Origin of the sequence: Bacillus altitudinis (assembly GCF_001191605.1) — a bacterium.
Lineage (GTDB): Bacteria > Bacillota > Bacilli > Bacillales > Bacillaceae > Bacillus > Bacillus altitudinis.
The window spans coordinates 1,447,528-1,469,212 of sequence record NZ_CP009108.1; the positions used below are offsets into that span (position 1 = coordinate 1,447,528).

Sequence of the window (21,685 nt, forward strand, 5' to 3'; positions counted from 1 at the left end):
CAAGTGAAAAGAATACCAGTGATTTTCCTCAGGTATATAGTCTTCTTTATTCCAGCGATCATTCTTAGTGTCTTGGTGTGGAACCATTACCAAGATGATTTGTCCGCAGGGAAAGTAACAGAGTATGACATCAAACGAATGTTTACATTCGATGAAGGAAAACGAGTGGTGAGTGCTGTATCAAAAAACCAGCAGCTCCATTTTGCAATGTATGATCCTCAATCAGGAAAAAGAATCAGTGAATGGACCACAGCAAGCGATTCGTTTAATGAAATGCTGCCATCCATTCAAGGGAACCATCTCTTAGTTGCTTTAAAAAATAAAGACGAGCAGCTGTTGATCGAAAAACTGTCTCCAAGCGGAGCAAAGAAAGAACTCGTCAAGCAAAACTTACAGATTCCTTCATTTTTAAAAACGAATACATATCAATGGAATGGACGTCTCGTGTTTACAGGAGAAATGGAAGGCGCTGCTGCGGTCCTCGGTGAGCTAAAGAATGGTCAGTTTCATGTCCACAATCTCAACGAGCTGAAGCTGCCAGCAAGACCTGTTTCCATCGATGTCGTCATGAATTCTTTTAGAGGGCAGACCCCATTCCCTATGTTTGAATTGACTTTGAAAAATGACCAGAAGGCATATGTCAGCGGAATCTCAAACGAGAAGCATCAGCTTGGGGTCTATGTCTCCAAAAGTGCAGAACCGTTTAGCCTCATTGAAGATAAAGTCGTGCAGCAGCTGCAAAAAACGATCGGATCATCACAAAACGTGGCTGTCGCTGTCGCTGTCGAATCCAACTATCCAAAAAGACCAAGGAAAGTGAATGCAGAGGGAAGGCTTGGGGAAGTCGTCCCAACACCAAAACCAATTTACCAAACCTTTATCTACCAGCTGAATGAAGAAGAAGTTCTTCTTTTAGGCTCGACAGCAAAGGATGAAGCAAAAGGCAAGCTGACTGGTTATATTTATAATCATCGCACGAATAAGGCGACGTCTGCCAGCAAGCTGTCTCAGTCGTTGTCATATGAATCTTTACAAAAAGAAGATCTCTCTTTTCATAAAAATGTGAAGAGCAATTGGCTCTATTATTCACTTGGCAACCAATTAACGGGGGCATTTGAGACGAAAAGCAAACAGCTAAAGGAATTTCCTTTGCAAAAGGTCATCTCAATCGAAAATGCCAGTCCAGCCCACCAAACGTCTGTTGACACCTTTATGCAATATGTCATGAAGGGCGGACCACTCATTCTCAACTGGGCGATATGGCTCTTTATCCCACTGCTGTTATTTGTGCTAGCGATCTTCCTGCCACCGATTTTGAGACTGGTGAGAAAGAACAAGATAAAAGACAGTGTCACATTAGAAGCCAATATTGTATCAGTCAAAGAAACGGGTACCTACATCAACGAACAGCCGCTGGTCAACATGCAGCTTCAATTTCAATATGATGGGAGAAATATCGAGAAGGCGGTTAAAACGGTTGTATCCTATACTCAGATACCGCAGCCGGGTCAGCGTATCGCCATTCTCTACAATCCGAAAAAGAAAAAAGCGATGCTCTTAAAAGAGGGTGACTTCTCGCAGCCAAGCGAGCCAAAGTTCATCAAAGGCGCTATTTTAAGAAACATAGAATCATATGGAACCGTAGGACGAGGCACCGTCTTATCACTTACATTTGAAGCAAATCAGGAAAGGTATATCATTCCGATGGTTCAAGCGGCTGGTTTTGAATTTAGAACAGGAGAAAAAGCCGATCTCGTCGACATCAGTGGTCAGCTGAAAATGGCAGCTTATGGCCATGAAGTGCGGAATCGATCGGGGAAAGACGTGACATTGACAGGAACGATCCAACGGGTGAAGCAATATCCAGTCACAATTCATGATCAGAAGCCTATTATGCTGGATGTGACGGTTTCTAGCGGAGATCAATCCATCACAAAAACGGTCAGTCAATTCATACCTGACCATATGGAGGTCGCGCCAGGAACTCAAATCACGATGCAGACAAAACAAGAAGAGCTGGATAAAGAAATCAGTCTTATGCAAGAGAAACAAGGAAGTGCAAAAGTGACCCATGTCACATTTTCCGGTGTCATCGGCAACCAGCCGTTAGCGATCATTCAGATTGAGAGAGAAGGCGTGATGTATGAAGTGAAACAGCCAATCGATCCGATCACTAGCGTACTGCCAGGTGATGAATTATGGGTGGCATATCACGAAATGACACGTCAAGCAGCCATTGTGAAATATGCATCGATTTAAAAAATACGTCAGCGTGTAGAAAAAGGGCTAAAACGAATGTCGTTTTAGCCCTTTTGATTAAGCTTTTGTATCATACTGGCGAAGCACCTTGTCATAGGCGAAGTTGCCGAAAGGAATGAATGCCGCAAAGAATCCGGCGATGGACCATTTCAAATGCCAGCGAACTTTAAATGTTACATATGCCAAAATGAGCATATAGATCACAAACAATGCGCCATGAAGAGAGCCCACAATGGTGACCGCCATCGGAATATCCGCAAAATATTTTAGAGGCATGGCAATTAAAAGAAGGGTTAAAAGAGACATACCCTCAATAAAACCCGCCTGTCTCAGACGGCTGATACTTGTATGCATATACAAATCCTCCTGTATAAAAGCTAGTTTCTCATCTTCTAATATAAACGAAAGATCGCCTGAACATGCGATAATCTACGAAAAATTCAAAATATGTTCAACGAATGCTTAAAAAATGGGAAATGACACGCGTTACTTTTCGGTTGTTTCATAGAGTACTTGCTTTAAATGCGCCACATCATGTATTAGGTGGTCTGTCATCGCCTGAACGGCTGCCGCAGCCCGGCGTTCTTTTATTTGAGTGAAAATGGCCGTATGCTCTTTTTGAATCGTCTCAGCCCGAGGCCCGCCGCTAAAATGAAAGATGCGGCAATAATGAATGAGCGCATTCACGTGATTTAATTGTTTAGATAAACGGTGATTGTGACTGGCTTGTATGATTGTTTGATGAAACGCTTCGTTTAACTGAACGATATCCTGAGATGGCAGCTGCTGTTTGATTGCTTCGTCTGCCTTCGTGAGCACCTGTTCAATGTCATCTATCTCTCTATCTGTGGCTTCTTTGCAGGCAAGCTTAACGGCAAGCGTTTCTAAAGCCATTCGGACTTGATAGAGTTCCTCGACATCCCGCTCTGTTAACGTATAGACAGAATAGCCTGATTTAGGATCAGCGATTAAAAGTTCGTCCTTTTCTAAAAGCCTCATCGCCTCTCTGACCGGTGATCGGCTTACGCCAAATTGTTTGGCAAGCTGTGTTTCATTGATGCGCTCTCCTGGCTGAAACTGGCCATCAAAAATCATTTGCTTCAGCTGTTCATAAAATTGCATGTGATACGGTGCTGGTCTTTCCATCTCGAATGAATTCATCCCATCATTCCCTCTTTTGTACATCATCTTTTGTCTCATGTTATCCAAGTTCTTCCCTCTAGGCAAGCCTGCATCGAAAAGTCAATATCGTACAATCCAAGAGAAAAAGGGTGTGCTACACTAATGATCAGCTCAGTGAAAAGAGGGGATCGACATGAGAATACTAGAGGAACGAACAGTCCATTTTGACCAGGACTTGCAAATAGAGGCGTATCGCTTTCATGCCATCATCAAAAAGTTCCCAAAACATTTTCATCCATACTATGTGATAGGATTTATTGAAGGCGGTCAAAGACGTATGTTCTGCCAAAATCAAGAATACATCATTGAAAAAGGAGATATCCTTCTTTTCAATCCGTACGATAACCACGCATGTGAACAATTTGATCACATGCCGCTAGATTATCGCAGCTTAAATATTGAACCAGAGGTGCTGGAGAAGGTCTTTCAGCACAAGCCGCATTTTAAAGCCCCTGTGGTTTCACAAAGTGAACTAGCAAAGCAATTATATGATCTTCATCAAATGATCACAGAAGAAGCTCCTGCTTTGAATAAACAGGAAGCCTTTTACTTTTGATGAAGCAGTTGATCGAAACCTATTCTGATACACTAGAGGAAAAAGCATCAGCAGCCAATGCCAATGAACAAAAAGTCCAAGACGTACAGCAATATATTGAAACACATCTCACGGAAAATATATCGTTAGATGACTTAGGTGAGCTTGTGTCCATGAACAAATATTCATTGCTGCGTGCTTTTACAAAGTTCAGAGGAATTACGCCGTATCGTTATTTACAGACAATCAGGGTGAACTATGCGAAGGAACTTCTCGCCCAAGGAATGAAGCCAATAGATGTAGCTGCTGCCGCTGGATTTTCTGATCAAAGTCATTTGACTCATTTCTTTTCGGAATTTATTGGGCTTACGCCAGGGCAGTATCAGCAAATTTTTGCAAAGCAGGTAATAGCAAAATGAAAAATAAACAGCTTCTTGGTCATCTAGCAGCCATGCTCACCATTTTTTTATGGGGATCTACTTTTATATCAACCAAAATATTATTAACGGCTTTTTCTCCAACAGAGATTTTATTTTTTCGTTTTTTCCTTGGGTACCTTGCCCTGATGATCATTTATCCAGTCACCATGAAGGTGCAGCATAGAAAGCATGAAGGGATGTTTGCGCTCGCAGGGTTATGCGGTGTGGTCTTATACTATTTTTTAGAAAATGTTGCACTTACCTATACGTTCGCTTCGAATGCAGGTGTTATCAGCTCCGTTGTCCCATTTTTCTCTTTTCTATTGTCTTATTTTTTATTAAAAGATGAGCCGCTACATAGCCGGTTTTTTATCGGTTTTTTCATTGCGATGACGGGAATTGTGCTGATTAGCTTGAACGGGATGACGACATTCCAATTGAATCCACTCGGCGATGCTTTAGCATTTATGGCTACCATTGTCTGGGCATTTTATTCCATTTTATCGAAAATGATCAATCAATATGGCTACCATATTATTCAGGTGACAAGACGTGTTTTCTTTTACGGGCTTTTATGGATGATTCCACTGATCTGGCATTTTAAGATTCGTTTAGACTGGGAGCGGTTGACGAATCCATCGTTTACCTTCCACTTGCTGTTTTTAGGCGTCTTTGCATCTGCTATTTGTTTTCTAACATGGAGCTTTTCCGTGAAGACGATCGGTGTGGTGAAATCGAGTATCTACATTTATGGCGTTCCAATCATCACGATGGTCATTTCAATGATCGTTCTCCATGAGAGATTGACCTTCATGTCACTGCTCGGAACAGCTCTGACTTTGGGAGGATTGCTTCTTTCAGATAAAAAAGGAGCAGGTAGAAAAAACAGTCAGTCCCATTACAGTTGCAGAACAAAAAGGCGCTTTGATCAAAAAGCGTCTTTTTGTTTATTGAAAGAACATAAACTCTTTAGTAAACTCAACTTAATCGGTCGACGGTCGACCATTCATAAGGGGGAGAATACAATGAAACACTTTTCGATTGCGACGATACCTGGTGATGGGGTAGGAAAAGAAGTTGTACCAGAAGCAGTACGTGTTTTGAAAGCGATATCAGAGGTGCATGGCGGTCTGACTTTTTCTTTTCAGCATTTTCCGTGGAGCTGCGAATACTATTTAGAGCATGGCGAGATGATGCCAAAGGATGGATTGGAACAACTGAAAGCCTTTGACAGTATTTTCTTAGGGGCTGTCGGTGATGCCAACTTAGTGCCTGATCATATCTCGCTTTGGGGACTGCTCATTAAAATTAGACGGGAATTTGAACAGGTGATTAACGTAAGACCGGCAAAACAGCTAAAGGGCATCCGTTCTCCGCTTGCTCAGCCAAAAGATTTCGATCTACTAGTTGTAAGAGAAAATGGAGAAGGCGAATATAGTGAAATTGGGGGTCGGATTTATCAAGGGGAGGATCAGCTTGCGATTCAAAATGCCGTCTTCTCTAGAAAAGGGACAGAACGTGCGATGCGTTTTGCTTTTCAATTAGCAGAAAAGAGACGAAAGCATGTAACAAGTGCAACAAAGTCAAACGGCATCGTGCATACCATGCCATTTTGGGATGAAGTGTTTCAAGACGTCAAAAAGGACTACCCTAATGTGGCGGCAGATTCTCAGCACATTGATGCGCTCTCAGCCTTCTTTGTCACAAGACCAGAGAAATTCGATGTCATCGTAGCCAGCAATTTATTTGGTGACATTTTGACGGATCTTGGTGCCGCCATAATGGGTAGTATTGGCGTCGCACCAGCAGCCAATATCAATGTAAATGGTAAATATCCATCCATGTTTGAGCCAGTACATGGATCAGCACCAGATATCGCTGGAAAAGGGATCGCAAACCCTATCGGACAAATCTGGACCGCTAAACTCATGCTTGATCATTTCGGAGAGGAAGAATTAGGCACACACCTTCTCGATACGATTGAATCTGTCACAGCAGACGGCTTTTTAACGGCAGATATCGGCGGAGCTTATCAAACACAAGAGGTCACAAACGAAATCATTAAACGATTGAAGAAATAATCCGTCATTAGAACCGCATCTCCACGTCTGCTATAATAAAAGGATGGATAGAAGAAAGAGATGTGAAATCTAGTGTCAAAAACAGTTGTATTAGCAGAGAAACCTTCGGTAGGACGTGACCTTGCACGTGTGCTGAAGTGTCATAAAAAAGGAAATGGTTTCTTAGAAGGAGATCAATACATTGTCACGTGGGCGCTTGGCCACTTGGTGACACTGGCTGATCCAGAAGGCTACGGGAAAGAATTTCAATCCTGGCGTCTAGAGGATTTACCAATTATTCCAGAACCACTCAAGCTTGTCGTGATGAAAAAGACAGGGAAACAGTTCCAAGCGGTCAAAGCGCAGCTGGCGAGAAAAGATGTAAAAGACATTGTCATCGCAACAGATGCAGGACGCGAAGGGGAGCTTGTGGCAAGGTGGATTCTTGAAAAAGCCCATGTGAAAAAGCCTCTAAAACGTCTATGGATTTCGTCTGTTACAGACAAAGCCATTCAAGAAGGGTTCAAACGATTAAAAGACGGCAGAGAGTATGATAACCTGTATCGCTCGGCGGTTGCGCGTGCAGAGGCCGACTGGATTGTAGGGATCAACGCAACAAGAGCGCTGACAACGAAGTTCAATGCGCAGTTATCCTGTGGACGTGTGCAAACGCCAACGATTGCTATGATCGCCAAGCGAGAGGAAGACATTCAGCAATTCCAGCCGAAGCCGTTCTTTGGGCTGACTGCACAAGTAGACGGACTGACGCTGACTTGGCAGGATGCAAAGACAAAACAAAACCGTACATTCCAAGAGGATGTAGTGAAGGAGCGCTTGGCAGCCTGTAAAGGAAAACCTGCAGTGATTGATGCACTGAAAAAAACAGCGAAAAAATCCTTTGCTCCAGGATTATATGACCTGACAGAATTGCAGCGTGATGCCCATAAACGCTACGGTTTTTCAGCAAAAGAAACACTGTCTACACTTCAGCGTCTGTATGAACAGCATAAGCTTGTGACGTACCCGCGTACAGATTCACGTTTTATTTCGGCAGATATCGTTCCCACATTAAAAGATCGACTCAAAGGAATGAACGTTAGACCTTACGCGCAGCATGTGAATCGCATTCTACAATCAGGCATTAAAGCACATAAAGGATTCGTCAACGATGCCAAAGTGTCAGATCACCATGCGATCATTCCAACCGAGGAAGAGCTGTATCCGGGTGCATTAAGTGATAAAGAGCGTAAATTATATGACCTCATTGCCAAACGATTCCTCGCTGTACTGATGACCCCTTTTGAATATGAGGAAACAACAGTGATCGCCAAGATCGGCAGTGAGACATTCACAGCGAAAGGAAAAATTGTGCAATCAGCCGGTTGGAAAGCCGTGTACGATGATTCCTATGAAGACGAGGAATCAGCCGAAGCAGATCAGCACTTGCCGGCATTAACAGAGGGGCAGTCACTTGACGTACGCCAATTAAAAGAGACAAAAGGCGAAACGAAACCTCCTGCTCGTTTTAACGAAGCGACCCTTTTATCTGCCATGGAGAACCCGTCTGCATTTATGCAGAACAAGGAAAAGGACTTAGTGAAAACCCTTGGCGAAACGGGTGGATTGGGGACAGTGGCAACTCGAGCTGATATCATTGAGAAACTGTTTAACAGCTTCTTAATTGAGAAAAAAGGCAAAGACATCTTCATCACATCGAAAGGGAAGCAGCTGCTTTCTTTAGTACCTGAAGATTTAAAGTCACCTGCGTTAACAGCGGAATGGGAACAAAAGCTTTCTAAAATTGCGAAAGGCCAATTGAAAGCTTCTCAATTCATGAGTGAAATGAAGTCATATGCAAAACAAGCCGTATCTGAAATCAAACAAACGAACCAAACCTTTAAGCATGACAACATGACAGGCACACATTGTCCTGACTGCGGAAAACTCATGTTAAAAGTGAACGGGAAAAACGGCACCATGCTTGTTTGTCAGGATAGAGAATGCGGACATCGAAAAAATGTGGCAAAGAAAACAAATGCACGCTGCCCGAACTGTCATAAAAAGCTTGAGCTGCGCGGGGAAGGCGATGGCAAAATATTTGCCTGTGTTTGTGGTCATAGAGAGAAACTGTCTGTCTTCGAAAAACGTAAATCACAATCCAATCAAAAACGAGCCAGTAAGCACGATGTGTCTAAATATATGAAGAAACAAAAGAAAGTGGAAGAACCAATCAATAACGCACTTGCAGAACAATTGAAGAAACTAAAATTAGATCAATAGTTGTGTAAAAACCCATGTAAATTCGCATGGGTTTTTTGTTTGTTCGAGTATTTTGACATGTTGTTTTTCTGTAAATGGGAATATGTAAGCGAAAAGACTCGTAATTTGGTATAAAATATTTATTTTCATTTAAACAGAAACGCTCTATAATAAATCGTTAGATGCTTAGAGAGAACAGGGATTGAAAGGGGACACGAATGGATAAACCCATACATCGTACAGCTATCGCTATACTCATTGTCATTCTACTAGGCGGATGTACCTGGAAACAGCAGCAACATTCAGCTCAACCAGAACCTGCAAAGCCAGTATTGTCAGGAGAGTACTTTATGACTCACCACTTAATGACAAACCAAGGCATGATTCAGACCTCGCTTGCGGAACAGCCTACTTACTTATCAGAATCGCTCGGACTTTGGATGGATTATCTTGTTAGAAAAAAAGATCAAACATCTTTTGATCAACAGGTAGACGTCCTGCGCACTCAATTCTTACTGGAACATGATCTTCTTAGCTGGCAAATCGAATCTCATCAAAAAAGCCAAGTCAATGCTTTAGTTGATGACTTACGTGTAGTAACAGCGCTTCAAAAAGCAGATCAATTGTGGCAGAAGTCAGTGTATCAAACCACAGCCAAAAAAATCGCAAAAGCGTTAAAAGACAAAAACATGTTCAAGGGTATGTTGACCGACTATTATGATGCATCGACAAAGCAAACTTCACATACAATCACACTTTCATATCTTGACCCAAAAGCAATCAAAGAACTAGTATCCCTCCACCTATTCACAGAACAAATGATGAACAACCAATTGGCCATTCTAAAAAATGCACCGAGACAAAAAGGGTTTTTTCCAAAATCCTATGACATAGTGAAGAAAGTCTACTCATTTGATCAGGAAATCAACTTGATCGACCAGCTTTATACGGCTCTTTATGCTGAACGTGCACAGGTTGATACATCCGTCATCATGAAATGGCTGAAAACCAACTTCCAAAAGGAAGGAAAACTGTACGGACGATATAAGCTGAGCACATTGCAGCCAGCAGTGACGTATGAATCGCCTTCAGTCTATGCACTGGTGATCTTATATGCACTCAAACAAGGAGAAGATGATTTTGCAAAAGACGTCTATCACCGAATGAAAGAGCTGCAAATCCAAGATCCTCTCAAGCCTTATTACGGAGGCTATATGAACGAAAAAGATACACACTCATTTGATAATTTATTGCCTCTAATTGCAGAAAGGGAGCTTCTAAATGAAAAGGTTATTCAGTAACACCTATCGCACGTATTTTACGCTGCTCCTCACGTTTGCGGGACTCATTTTATTTATGGGCTACTTGAATGGACGTGATGCGGAGAGTGTCATGATCATCACACTCACATTTGTCGTGATAGGATGCGGCATTTTATTTGGTATTTTGCCAGCATTGGTTTTTACTTTGTTGATTTTGTTCTTTATAGGAAGCGGGATGTTCTTTACAGAGCTTGGTCACACAAATTCACTCTTTTCTAATCAAACGTTGCAAGATGTCGTGATATGGGGCGTGGCGCTTCTCTTTTTTGCTATTTCTGCTGGAAACGTGCATGAGCGAATAAAAATGATGCGTTACACCATTGACCAACAAAAGAGGGCCATCAAACAATTTGTAGCGATTGACTCAACCACAGGCTTTGACAATGCAGAGCGGATGAGGCTCGAATTGTCTGAGGAAATGAAACGAGCAGAACGATACAAACAGCCATTCGTCTTTATCCTTCTTCATATGCACTACTCAGCGGAATTCAAAACATTATATGGAGAAAAAGAAATGCAGCATCTTTTCCAGCAACTCAGTATGAAGATTCGCGAAAGTGTGAGAGAAACCGATAAGAAATTTCGATTATCCGAAGAACGAATCGGGCTGCTTCTCACTCACACACCTGCAGAAAACGTCTCGATCGTTCTTGAAAAGCTAAAGGATAAACTGCAAACGCATGTCCTGCTAAATGGTCGTAAAGTGACCTTAACTTTTCATGTCTGTCATTTAACAAGCAGCTCGGATTATCGGACACCAGAGCAATTTTTAGAAGAACTAGAAAACGAGATGATGATGAATGAACTTTAATGTTTTGACGAAATGTTGTTTGTTATTCGTTCTTTTCTCTATGCTTTCGATCAAAGACAGTACATCAGCTGGTGCACTTGAGAAAGAGTTCAGGACCCTCATCGTCTATTCCACACAATCAGGTGAGGCAACTCCAACTGTTCATATGCTTGATGTACTTGTGGGGCATTTTTCCACACGAACGACCATTTTATCTGATGAACAAATCACTGAAAAGAACCTCAATGACTTTCAGCAAGTTATCTATATAGGTGAAGAAAAGAGAACGTTGAAAGCACAAACCGTACGTCTCATAAACGAATCAAAACGTTTAATCGCAATAGGATACAATGCGGAACAGCTTCGTCCATTCTCGAAGCTTACTTTTCACAAACAAGATCACATCAGTCAAATCAAAGATACTGATGATCAAGAATACCGTCAGCTAGAGAGAGGAATCACAGCTCAGACGGTTCAAGGGACAGATCTGCAACGTACATTCTTATTGAAGAAAAATCAAGCTGAACAGCCATTTGTGATTCAAACAAAAGAAGGTGCGGCATATGTCGGAATGCTAAATATGTTTCAGCACGACAAGCTACTTGCAGAGGTGCTTGAAAGTCTCCTGCCGGCTTCTAGTCAGACGAAGACAAAGTACTTACAGCTTGGGAAGATTAACCCCGTCACGGATGAGAAGAAGTTACTTGAACTTGGACGATACGTAACAGCTCGCCATATCCCTTTTCTGCTGGCGGTGACCCCTATATGGATTGATCCAGCAACAGGGGATGAAGTGACGCTCAGTGACCGACCTAAACTTGTCCACGTGTTAAAACAATTGCAAAGCAATGGAGCTAGTGTCGTTCTTCATGGGTTTAGCCGTACGTATCGAACGGAGGAGTCGGGTAAAGGCTTTGAATTTTGGGATGTAAAGTACGATCAGCCCGTTACGTCAAATGAACCAGAGAAAGCTGATCAGCAGCTGAACAAAAGCTTTTTTCCGAATGAAAAAGATTTTAATGCGTATATCAAATCCAATCAACATCAAGAAGCCATCTATACAGAAGAAAAGCTGACAAAAGGCATTGAATTGCTCACGCAGCAGGGGTTATATCCACTAGCATTTGAAGTGCCAAATGACGCCATTTCCCTGCAAGGCTATGAAGTGATTTCCCGCCATGTGTCCAGTCTATTTGGACAGGTGCAGCTCTCAGACCGTACATGGAAAACAAGAAGTGCATCACCGTTTTTGTCGACACCCGCCATGCTTCATGGCATGACTTTATATCCTGAACTGTCTATAGATACAGCGTCGGACCAAGAAGGTGCAAACATACTGGCTGAGCAGACAATTCAATCCATGCAGCATATCCAATCCGCCGCCATTGGGTTGTCCTATGATGTGGAAGCGGGGATAGATGGGCTGCAAGAGTTAATCACACAAATGGATGCGATCCCTTCTAGTGAATGGCTAGATTTAAAGAAAACAAAACAGACTGTTGAAACCCCGCATGTCCAGATCAAAACAACAGGAAATGGACATATTCAAATAGAGCAATCCAATATAGCTGAACCAAAAACAAACAAACGAAGCGGGATGGAAAATATGCTTCGAATGCTCACAATGGTGGTGCTGCTCTTTATTGTGGCATTTGCTTTTTACACATTGTATTTAAGGCTGACGATGAAAAAACGGATCTTTAAGGAGAGAAAATCAGGTGGCTGATATCTTATTTTACCTATCATTAATACTGATTTGGATCATGCTCCTATATCATATGTTTCTGATGCAGGGAGGCTTTCAGCACTATTTAACTTACGAAAAAGTGCTGCCTAAATGGACGAAACAAGGGAAAGATCTGCCGACCGTCAGCATTCTCATTCCAGCACATAATGAAGAAGTGGTCATTCGGCAGACGCTAAAAGCCATGGTCCAGTTATCCTATCCCAAACACCTTCTTGAAATCATTGTGATTAATGACAATTCCTCTGATTGTACAGGGGAGATTGTGCAATCATTTAGTGAGCAATACGATCATGTCCATCTGATTGAAACAAAGCCGCCATTTGCAGGGAAGGGGAAATCTACTGCACTGAATGAAGGCTTGAAGGCTTCGACAGGAGACGTTATTTGTGTATACGATGCAGATAATATGCCTGAAAAGAAAGCCGTCTACCATTTGGTTCTTGGATTATTGAATGATCCTAAAGCAGGTGCTGTTGTCGGGAAATTCAGGGTCATCAATGCAGCCAAAAACCTCCTGACAAAATTCATTAACATAGAAACGATCTGCTTCCAGTGGATGGCGCAAGGCGGGAGATGGAAATGGTTTGGCATTGCGACAATACCAGGCACCAACTTTGCGATCCGTCGGCACATTTTAGAAGAGCTTGGCGGCTGGGATGTCCATGCACTAGCTGAAGACACTGAATTAACGATTCGTGTGTATAACCTGGGCTATGTGATTCGGTTCTTTCCTGCTGCGATTACATGGGAACAAGAGCCTGAAACATGGAAAGTCTGGTGGCGGCAACGAACACGCTGGGCTAGAGGCAACCAATATGTTGTGCTCAAATTTTTAAGACAGTTTATGAAATTAAAACGAAAACGAATGATTTTCGATTTATTTTATTTTTTCTTTACGTATTTCTTATTTTTCTTTGGTGTACTGCTCTCCAACGGCATTTTTATCTTAAACTTATTCGTTGATCTTCACTTATCTGTGGGAGCTGTGGCACTCATCCTATGGGGGTTAGCCTTCTTCCTCTTTTTAACAGAAGTGATGATTACGTTAAGCATAGAGAAAACAGAGCTGACCAAACAAAACATTCTCATTGTGATTCTCATGTACTTTACCTATTCCCAAGTATGGATTGCGCTTGTTGTGTACTCCTTATGTGTAGAGGCGAAAAGCCGATTATTGAAACAAGAAGTGAAATGGTACAAAACCGAGCGTTACAATCAACAACAAAAGAAAAGCGGGTGACATATTGAAATCGTTAAAATGGTTGATTTATATATTAGGATTATCCTTAGCGATCCAGCCTTTTTTCATGGCAGGTCAAGCAATGGCGCAATCCAACCGAGTTCAAGTCAAAGATGAGTGGATTCATTCTTCAAAAGAAAATAAAACAAAAACGCAGCATCTATCAGAAGACGTAGTGACCTTATATGGACAAGAAGACCGCACTGAATTTACCTATCAAGTGGATCAGGAAAAAACAGAGTCAAGCACATTGACGTTAAATATAGAGGCTTCACCATTATTGATTTCACCTTCTTCATTCACTGTTATGATTGATGGAGAGATCGAAAAGACCATCCCTGTATCAGGGAAAAACCAGAAGAAGTCGATTCAAATCAAGTTGAACAAAGCACAATTGAAAAAAGGTGCTCACCACATTCAGGTCACATTTTATGGTGTCTTAAAAGAAGGCGTGTGTATCAACCAAGAGACACCTGCTAATTGGCTAAAAGTGTATCCTGAAAGTGAACTTGTATTCAAAGGAATTCAAAAGAAAGACCTCGCATTAGACAACTTTCCATCACCTTTTATTCAAACGGGTGATCAGAAAGAACAGACAGACATTGTCATTCCTAATTCACCGGATGGAGCTGAATTAGAAGCAGCCATCAAAGTATACCGTACGTTGAAAAACAAAGATCGCCAAAAAGAGATCAAACTTATCCAAGAAAAGGACATCAAGCAAGTGACGCACCCAACGATTGCTGTGGGAGCTAAAGGAAGCTGGGATGGACGGATGAAAACGATTGAACAAGGTGCAGGAATTAAAACGAAAAGCAGTCATCTTACGTTAGCGATGAGAACTTTGACAGCAAAGAAAACAGAACAGCCCATTTTATTTGTGACAGCGGAAAAACCTGTGACAATTGCTGAAAAAATCAACGTTCTAACTCAGTCAGCATTAACGGGTCAACTGACTGGAACGGACTTACTGATTCAAAAGACTGCAGCTCAAACGTCTAAACCATCTCACAAGATTCGTTTGAAAGATTTTGGCGGAGATGATGTCACGGTTGGGACCAACAAGACGGCATCCGACCACTACTATTATCCGAAAGCGCTACTGGCTAACCAAAAATCTGGTGCAAAGCTCAATCTTTCATTCAAAAAATCTGATACAGCAGCAAGCAAAACAGAACGGTTAACTGTTATGATCAATGACGAACCGCACGACGTACCCTTAACAAAACTAGGCAACAAAGATACGAATGGATTCTATCATGTCTCGATTCCAGTAGATTCAAAGATACTTCAAAAAAATGAATATATTGATTTGCAATTTGTCACAAGTGGTTTTAAAAACATGGAATCCTGCAGACATACGGATGAAGAAGGCTGGATATTCATTGACAAAAATAGTTCTCTTCAAATACCAGAAGGAACAATGAGTGAAAAGCCAGATTTAGCCGCATGGCCGCTCCCGTTCAGTTCGAAAAATACATTGATCATCATACCAGATCAAATCAAACGTGAAACAATCAATCAAATGACCATGTTGACGGAATCTTTTAGTCAGCCAGAAGTAGCTCAATATCATTTAATGAAAGCTTCTCAAGTCACAAATGAACAATTGAAAAATCACCCTCTCATTTTCATCGGAGGCATTCAAACATTCTCTCTTCTGAAAGAAAACGCAGCCGATCTCGTTGTTCCGGTGAAAAAGGATCAGTATGATGTATCTTCTTTCGGCATGATCAACGAAACAACGGCTCGAATTGTATGGACACAGCCATCTGTTTGGAATAAAGAACAGACAATGACAGTCTTTTCAGGAATGACTGCAGCTGAAGCTAACGTGTCAAATGAAGTGATGCAATTTCTTCAAACAAATACAGAAAAAGCAACAGTTGCAATAGAGAGTAAAAACAAAGGCGTGTTTTCTAATCATCAATCCGTCAGCAGCACATCGAGCAGTCTGAAAACAAGTGAAAAACAAAGCAGCAGCGAGTCTTGGATTTACTTTGCGTGTATCGCTGCACTCATCCTTTTTGTGCTTGTGATGATTGTCTATTTCGTACGAAAAAACCGTAAAAAGACTGAGTTCTAAACGATCAAAAGACCTTGAAAAAATCTCTTTACTTTGGTGTCAAACGGGAGTATGATCTCTTTTATAAAAGACCAATCGCTGAATCATTTCGATGAGCGGGGGAACCAATTGTGGTGGTATAAAACACCACGTGGGGTGAATCCTTTTAAGGTAGGGCAAAATCTCATGCGCCCGAATCCGTCAGCTAACCTCGTAAGCGTTAAAGAGAGCAAAGACCAACCTGTGATCTAAACAATAGGCACAGGGGCATTCTATTGCCTCTGTGTCTTTTTGGCGATCCAAAATTTTGTAACTCAAATCGTTTGACACTAAAGGAGCGGGCAACACATGTACAGTTTGATGAAGCGTATTTTAATTGGTAAACCATTAAAATCACAGGCAGCAGGAGAACAAAAACTATCAAAAATCAAAGCTTTGGCATTATTGTCATCAGACGCATTGTCGTCAGTCGCATACGGTACAGAACAAATCTTGATTGTTCTATCAGTTGTCAGTGCGGCAGCGTTTTGGTACTCACTCCCGATTGCAGGTTGTGTATTAATTCTTTTAATGGCGTTAATTCTATCTTACCGCCAGATTATTTATGCTTATCCAGAAGGCGGCGGGGCGTATGTCGTCTCCAGCAGAAACTTAGGTGAAAAACCAGGGCTGGTTGCTGGTGGATCATTACTCGTCGATTACATTTTAACCGTAGCAGTGAGCATTTCTGCTGGGACCGATGCGATCACATCGGCTTTTCAAGCTCTATATCCATATCATGTCATGATTTCAATCGTATTAGTTCTAGTGATTATGGTGTTAAACCTTCGTGGACTGACAGAGTCGGCATCTATTTTGGCTTATCCTGTGTACCTATTTGTCTTTTCATTGCTCATTTTAATTGGAGTGGGCGGGTTTAAACTATTAACAGGGCAAGTGCCGCCAGCACCTGAACATACAGCATTTGGCACACATGTATCAGGCATCACGTTATTTCTTTTATTAAAGGCATTTTCGTCTGGCTGTTCTGCTTTAACTGGTGTTGAAGCGATTTCTAATACAATTCCATCCTTTAAAAAACCAGCTGCACAAAATGCAGCGAGAACTTTATTGATGATGGGGGGATTACTGGCCGTTCTATTTGTAGGAGTGACATTGCTTGCGTTTGGTTTTGGCATCTCGCCAAAGCCAGAAGAAACGGTTGTGTCACAAATTGCATCAGACACATTTGGACGGACATTTTTCTACTATGTCATTCAGGCTGTCACAGCTTTAATTTTAATATTAGCGGCAAACACAGGCTTTTCAGCTTTTCCATTATTGGCTGTCAACTTAGCAAAAGATAAATATATGCCGCGCATGTTTACAGTGAGAGGAGATCGGCTTGGTTATTCCAATGGTATTATCTTTTTAGGTGTAGCTTCTATGCTGCTCATTTGGCTATTTGATGGGAAAACGGAACACCTCATTCCACTTTATGCTGTCGGTGTGTTTATTCCATTTACCTTGTCTCAGACAGGTATGTGTGTAAAGTGGATTCGTGAAAAACCACAGGGATGGAAAGTGAAAATGCCTATCAATATCGTGGGAGCACTTATTTCATTTACGGTTTTCATGATTCTCATTTTGACCAAGTTTCACCTTGTATGGCCAGTATTTGTTTTCATGCCAATTGTTCTATTTATTTTTCATTCTATTAAGAAACATTATCTGTCTGTTGGAGAACAATTGCGTTTATTGAATGAAACCGAGCCTGTCGAAATCAAAGGAAATGTGGTCATCGTCCCAATAGCAGGTGTCACACGTGTCGTCGAACAATCTGTGCAATATGCAAAATCCTTATCAGACCAGGTCATAGCGGTTCATGTATCGTTTGATAAAGAGAAAGACAAGAAAATTGAAGCTGATTGGGAAAAGCTGAATAGTGATGTGCGTCTTGTGATTTTACATTCGTCTTATCGAAGTCTCATTCACCCGCTTGATAAATTTCTTGAAACGATTGAAGCGAAAGCAAATGCACATCAATATAGAGTGATGGTGCTCGTCCCTCAATTTATTCCGAAAAAAAGATGGCACACCATTTTGCATAATCAATCTGCTTTCTTATTAAGATTCCGTTTATTATGGAAACGGGATATTGTTGTCGCCACTCTTCCATATCACTTTAAAAAGTAGCAAGAGCAAGTTGAAACGTTTGATCAAAAGGGTGCGGTGGTATGGAGTAAGAAAAAAGGAGTTTTCTCACATGCCGCAAAGAACCGCAGGAAAAGAAGTAACAGCGCTACTGGAAGAGTGGGGCGTGAAACATATTTATGGAATGCCCGGCGACAGTATTAACGAATTAATCGAAGAACTAAGGCATGAATCAAGCAAAATTCAATTTATACAAACAAGACATGAAGAAGTGGCAGCACTTTCAGCAGCAGCTGATGCGAAACTAACAGGCAAACTTGGTGTTTGTTTATCAATTGCTGGGCCAGGTGCTGTCCACTTATTAAATGGACTATACGATGCAAAAGCGGATGGTGCACCTGTATTAGCGATAGCAGGGCAGGTTGCCTCAACTGAAGTAGGCAGAGATGCATTTCAAGAAATCAAATTAGAGCGGATGTTTGACGATGTTGCTGTCTTTAATCAGCAAGTACAAACAGCAGAAGCTCTGCCTGACTTATTGAATCAAGCCATCAAAGCTGCTTATACCCATAAAGGGGTGGCGGTTCTCACTGTCTCAGATGATTTATTTTCTCAGAAAATTAAGCGGAGTCCCGTTTATACATCTCCTCTTTATGTAGAGGGAGATGTGCGGCCGAAGAAAGATCAACTGCTAAAGGCTGCTCAACTCATTAACAATGCGAAGAAGCCAGTCATCTTAGCAGGAAAAGGATTAAGAAATGCTAAAGAAGAGCTTCTTTCGTTTGCAGAAAAGGCAGCTGCACCAATCGTCATTACACTTCCTGCAAAAGGTGTTGTTCCAGACAGGCATCCATACTTTTTAGGGAACCTAGGTCAGATCGGGACGAAGCCTGCATATGAAGCGATGGAAGAGTGCGATTTATTAATCATGCTTGGAACCTCCTTCCCATATAGGGATTACTTACCGGAAGACACACCTGCCATTCAATTGGATATCAAATCGGATCAGATCGGTAAAAGGTATCCAGTAGAAGTGGGGATTGTAAGTGACAGTAAAAATGGTCTTCATGAACTAACCTCTTATATTGAATATAAAGAGCAGCGCGGTTTCCTTGAAGCTTGTACAGAGCATATGATGAAGTGGCGAGAAGAAATGGATAAGGAAAAATCTATTGCCACATCACCGCTTAAACCGCAGCAAGTCATCGCTAGATTAGAAGAAGCGGTAGATGATGATGCCATTCTTTCAGTTGATGTCGGTAATGTGACGGTATGGATGGCACGTCATTTCGAAATGAAACAGCAGGATTTCATTATTTCCAGCTGGCTTGCCACAATGGGCTGTGGTTTACCTGGCGCAATATCAGCTAAATTAAACGAACCAAACCGCCAAGTCATTGCTGTCTGTGGTGACGGAGGCTTCACAATGGTGATGCAAGATTTTGTGACGGCGGTAAAATATAAACTGCCAATTGTCGTTGTGATCTTAAACAACAACAACCTTGGTATGATTGAATATGAACAACAGGTAAAAGGCAACATCAACTATGGTATAGAGCTGGAAGATATTGATTTTGCAAAATTTGCAGAAGCATGCGGTGGTAAAGGAATCTCGGTGTCATCACATGAAGAACTAGCACCAGCCTTTGATCAAGCACTTCAAGCTGAGAAACCTGTGATCATTGATGTTGCGGTGTCCAATGAACCACCGTTACCTGGTAAAATCACTTACACACAAGCAGCGGGCTTTAGTAAATATTTATTGAAAAAATTCTTTGAAAAAGGTGAGCTGGATATCCCTCCACTTAAGAAAAGCCTTAAACGTTTTTTCTAAACAGCAGGTAGTCGGTCCTCCAATTAGGGGGACTGACTTTTTTGTTGAACAAGGAAAAACATTTCAATTGTCACTTGTTTTCTTTTGTATAAAAATATACAGACTGGATTTTTGTAACTTAAAGCCTATTTTTCCAATTCGATGAGAAAGGTAAAATAGACTTTATGATCAATAATGGAGGGAGTGGATTTTTCTGGGTAAGATACTTGATGCAAAAGCACTAACCAGTGCCATGGATACAAGGGCGAAACACTATCAGGCACTCCGTGAAGAAATGGTTGATTTAAAAAAAGCGCTACAGGGCGTGGCGAATCTAGGTGATGACTTCACTGGAAAAGGTGCCGATAATATTAAAAGCTTCTACAAAGAGCTCGCAGGAAATGTGGACATGTTCATCAGCTTTATTGATAAGCAAAAAGCCTTTCATGAAGGTGTTTCTGGAACGCTTGATGATACAAACTTTGGCGGCGATACCTTTGTAGAAGAACACTTTTTAGACAACGCTGTACATATGGGAATCAAGAATGCGAAAAGCATCGTGAAGGATCAAAAAAAGGCACTCAAAACGATTTTTCAAGATATTGATGACCTCATTTCTCTGGAGGTATTTGATAGTAAAACCTTTGACGAAAAGATTGCAGATGCGGAAGATGAACGCAAGAAAACGGTTAAAGATTTAATAGAACTTGATCAAAATCTAAAAGATGAATATGCTTTGTCAGAAACGGAGCAGCAAGCTACAATGGCATTGTACGCTGAAATGATGAATGCGACAAATGACGGAAAATCCATTTCGCCTATGAATTTTGACAAGAGAGCGTATCAAAATAGCGAAATCTACAAGGCAAAAAGCGATATTGAGAAGCAAACTTCTGAATATCTAAAAATCAAAAAAGATCAAGAAGAAGCCCGCGAGATCGCAAAGGAACAGGAAGCGCTCGCCAACCGTCCTTGGTATGAAAAAGCCCTTGATTACGGTGGGAATATCGTTAATGAGCTGACAGGCGTGAACGATGCAAAACGTGCCGCAACAGGTGTCGATCCGATCACAGGTGAAGAACTCACCGCAGGACAGCGAGTCGCCGCAGGCGGCATGGCAGCAGCAGGCTACATCCCGATTGTCGGCTGGGCAGGACGTATTTTCAAAGGCGGAAAAGCCGTCTATAAAACGACTCAAGCCACGTCTGCCGCAGTTAGAGCAGTCGACATTTACAAGACATCACAGAAGTCTTTCGATGCGTTGAAAACATCACAAAAAGGCTTATACGGTCTTACTGCGACCAACGGCTTCAGCGAAGCGATTACGGGTCGAGACATGTTTGGAAATAAAGTCTCGAAAGAACAGCAGGAAGCGAGTATGAATGCGGCTCTGGGGATGCTTTTACCGTTTGGTGCAAAAGGGTTTCATGGTAAGATGGGAATCAAGAAAGGTGAGAAAAATCCTTTATCTCCAGGTAATGGATTAGCTACACATGAATCCAGAGGTGGGCACTTAATAGAGAGGCATGTTGGGAAAACAGATGAAGAACTATTAGAAAGGCTGAAAAGTAATCCTAAAATCACGGGTTCTTCTACTTTTAACGATAGAATGACAGCAGAAAGAGTTGCTGATTCAGTTCTGGGTGATCCTAAGAGTGTTGATAAAATACAAAAGTGGTTATCCGACCCCAACAGTAGACCTACATTACCATTAAAATATAAGGGTGATGGAGAGGTAATTGGAAGAAGTGTTTCGAGAAATTCAGAAGTAGTTGAGAATGTTACAAATGCAAAAATTATACTGAAAAAAGATGAGAATGGTGGTTTTATTTTAACAGGATACCCTGTTAAATAGAAAGAA

The 21,685-nt window shown here is 41.6% G+C and carries 13 protein-coding genes, 2 pseudogenes and 1 riboswitch; of the genes and pseudogenes, 13 read left to right on the top strand and 2 right to left on the bottom strand.

Annotated features, from left to right (window positions below; genetic code table 11):
• Positions 1-3: 3 nt before the first annotated feature.
• The gene (locus tag ID12_RS07210) at positions 4-2,259 is read left to right on the top strand and encodes a hypothetical protein (RefSeq protein WP_234717170.1); all 2,256 of its coding nucleotides are present in this window, start codon (positions 4-6) and stop codon (positions 2,257-2,259) included.
• Positions 2,260-2,316: 57 nt separating this feature from the next.
• Here ID12_RS07210 and ID12_RS07215 read toward each other — a convergent pair whose 3' ends face one another.
• Both ID12_RS07215 and ID12_RS07220 read right to left on the bottom strand, forming a co-directional pair.
• On the bottom strand, positions 2,317-2,613 hold the full coding sequence (locus tag ID12_RS07215) for a DUF3817 domain-containing protein (protein ID WP_008347156.1): 297 nt from the start codon (positions 2,611-2,613) through the stop codon (positions 2,317-2,319).
• Between the two features lie 132 nt (positions 2,614-2,745).
• Complete coding sequence (locus tag ID12_RS07220) at positions 2,746-3,420, bottom strand: GntR family transcriptional regulator (protein ID WP_050827671.1); 675 nt, start codon at positions 3,418-3,420, stop codon at positions 2,746-2,748.
• 154 nt (positions 3,421-3,574) lie between these two features.
• Here ID12_RS07220 and ID12_RS07225 point away from each other — a divergent pair.
• The 12 genes and pseudogenes from ID12_RS07225 to ID12_RS07280 all read left to right on the top strand — a co-directional run bounded on the left by ID12_RS07225 (position 3,575) and on the right by ID12_RS07280 (position 21,679).
• Positions 3,575-4,395: pseudogene (locus tag ID12_RS07225) on the top strand (AraC family ligand binding domain-containing protein).
• A gap of 32 nt (positions 4,396-4,427) precedes the next feature.
• A pseudogene (locus ID12_RS07230) lies at positions 4,428-5,192 on the top strand (DMT family transporter); the annotation flags it as partial.
• Positions 5,193-5,420: 228 nt separating this feature from the next.
• Positions 5,421-6,476: a tartrate dehydrogenase gene (locus tag ID12_RS07235; RefSeq protein ID WP_050826971.1), complete on the top strand. Its 1,056-nt coding sequence runs from the start codon at positions 5,421-5,423 to the stop codon at positions 6,474-6,476.
• A 72-nt stretch (positions 6,477-6,548) separates the two neighbouring features.
• Complete coding sequence (topB, locus tag ID12_RS07240) at positions 6,549-8,735, top strand: DNA topoisomerase III (RefSeq protein WP_050826972.1); 2,187 nt, start codon at positions 6,549-6,551, stop codon at positions 8,733-8,735.
• A 197-nt stretch (positions 8,736-8,932) separates the two neighbouring features.
• Positions 8,933-10,015, top strand: coding sequence for a glycosyl hydrolase family 8 (locus ID12_RS07245; RefSeq protein WP_050826973.1), 1,083 nt, complete (start codon positions 8,933-8,935; stop codon positions 10,013-10,015).
• Positions 9,996-10,847 (top strand): GGDEF domain-containing protein, encoded by an 852-nt coding sequence (locus tag ID12_RS07250; protein WP_050826974.1) that lies wholly within the window; start codon positions 9,996-9,998, stop codon positions 10,845-10,847. Before ID12_RS07245 ends, ID12_RS07250 begins: the two co-directional genes overlap by 20 nt.
• Positions 10,837-12,552 (top strand): DUF2334 domain-containing protein, encoded by a 1,716-nt coding sequence (locus ID12_RS07255; RefSeq protein ID WP_050826975.1) that lies wholly within the window; start codon positions 10,837-10,839, stop codon positions 12,550-12,552. The genes ID12_RS07250 and ID12_RS07255 overlap by 11 nt, the downstream gene beginning before the upstream one ends.
• A 37-nt stretch (positions 12,553-12,589) precedes the next feature.
• Positions 12,590-13,813 carry a glycosyltransferase family 2 protein gene (locus ID12_RS07260; protein WP_407707997.1) on the top strand — a complete coding sequence of 408 codons (1,224 nt, stop codon included), beginning with the start codon at positions 12,590-12,592 and terminating at the stop codon, positions 13,811-13,813.
• Between the two features lie 4 nt (positions 13,814-13,817).
• On the top strand, positions 13,818-15,899 hold the full coding sequence (locus ID12_RS07265) for a cellulose biosynthesis cyclic di-GMP-binding regulatory protein BcsB (protein WP_050826977.1): 2,082 nt from the start codon (positions 13,818-13,820) through the stop codon (positions 15,897-15,899).
• Between the two features lie 66 nt (positions 15,900-15,965).
• Positions 15,966-16,113: riboswitch (cyclic di-AMP (ydaO/yuaA leader) on the top strand.
• A gap of 113 nt (positions 16,114-16,226) precedes the next feature.
• Positions 16,227-18,053: an APC family permease gene (locus ID12_RS07270; protein ID WP_048002370.1), complete on the top strand. Its 1,827-nt coding sequence runs from the start codon at positions 16,227-16,229 to the stop codon at positions 18,051-18,053.
• Between the two features lie 70 nt (positions 18,054-18,123).
• Positions 18,124-19,845: a pyruvate oxidase gene (locus ID12_RS07275; protein WP_050826978.1), complete on the top strand. Its 1,722-nt coding sequence runs from the start codon at positions 18,124-18,126 to the stop codon at positions 19,843-19,845.
• A 232-nt stretch (positions 19,846-20,077) separates the two neighbouring features.
• A complete protein-coding gene (locus ID12_RS07280) occupies positions 20,078-21,679 on the top strand; it encodes a ribonuclease YeeF family protein (RefSeq protein ID WP_048002368.1) in 1,602 nt (533 codons plus the stop codon).
• The last annotated feature ends 6 nt before the right edge of the window (positions 21,680-21,685 follow it).

Excerpts from the sequence above, each read along its gene's own strand:
- ID12_RS07215 (WP_008347156.1), bottom strand. The coding sequence starts at position 2,613 with ATGCATACAAGTATCAGCCGTCTGAGACAGGCGGGTTTTATTGAGGGT.
- ID12_RS07220 (WP_050827671.1), bottom strand. The coding sequence starts at position 3,420 with ATGAATTCATTCGAGATGGAAAGACCAGCACCGTATCACATGCAATTT.
- ID12_RS07235 (WP_050826971.1), top strand. The coding sequence starts at position 5,421 with ATGAAACACTTTTCGATTGCGACGATACCTGGTGATGGGGTAGGAAAA.
- ID12_RS07245 (WP_050826973.1), top strand. The coding sequence starts at position 8,933 with ATGGATAAACCCATACATCGTACAGCTATCGCTATACTCATTGTCATT.
- ID12_RS07250 (WP_050826974.1), top strand. The coding sequence starts at position 9,996 with ATGAAAAGGTTATTCAGTAACACCTATCGCACGTATTTTACGCTGCTC.
- ID12_RS07255 (WP_050826975.1), top strand. The coding sequence starts at position 10,837 with ATGAACTTTAATGTTTTGACGAAATGTTGTTTGTTATTCGTTCTTTTC.
- ID12_RS07260 (WP_407707997.1), top strand. The coding sequence starts at position 12,590 with ATGCTCCTATATCATATGTTTCTGATGCAGGGAGGCTTTCAGCACTAT.
- ID12_RS07270 (WP_048002370.1), top strand. The coding sequence starts at position 16,227 with ATGTACAGTTTGATGAAGCGTATTTTAATTGGTAAACCATTAAAATCA.
- ID12_RS07275 (WP_050826978.1), top strand. The coding sequence starts at position 18,124 with ATGCCGCAAAGAACCGCAGGAAAAGAAGTAACAGCGCTACTGGAAGAG.
- ID12_RS07280 (WP_048002368.1), top strand. The coding sequence starts at position 20,078 with ATGGATACAAGGGCGAAACACTATCAGGCACTCCGTGAAGAAATGGTT.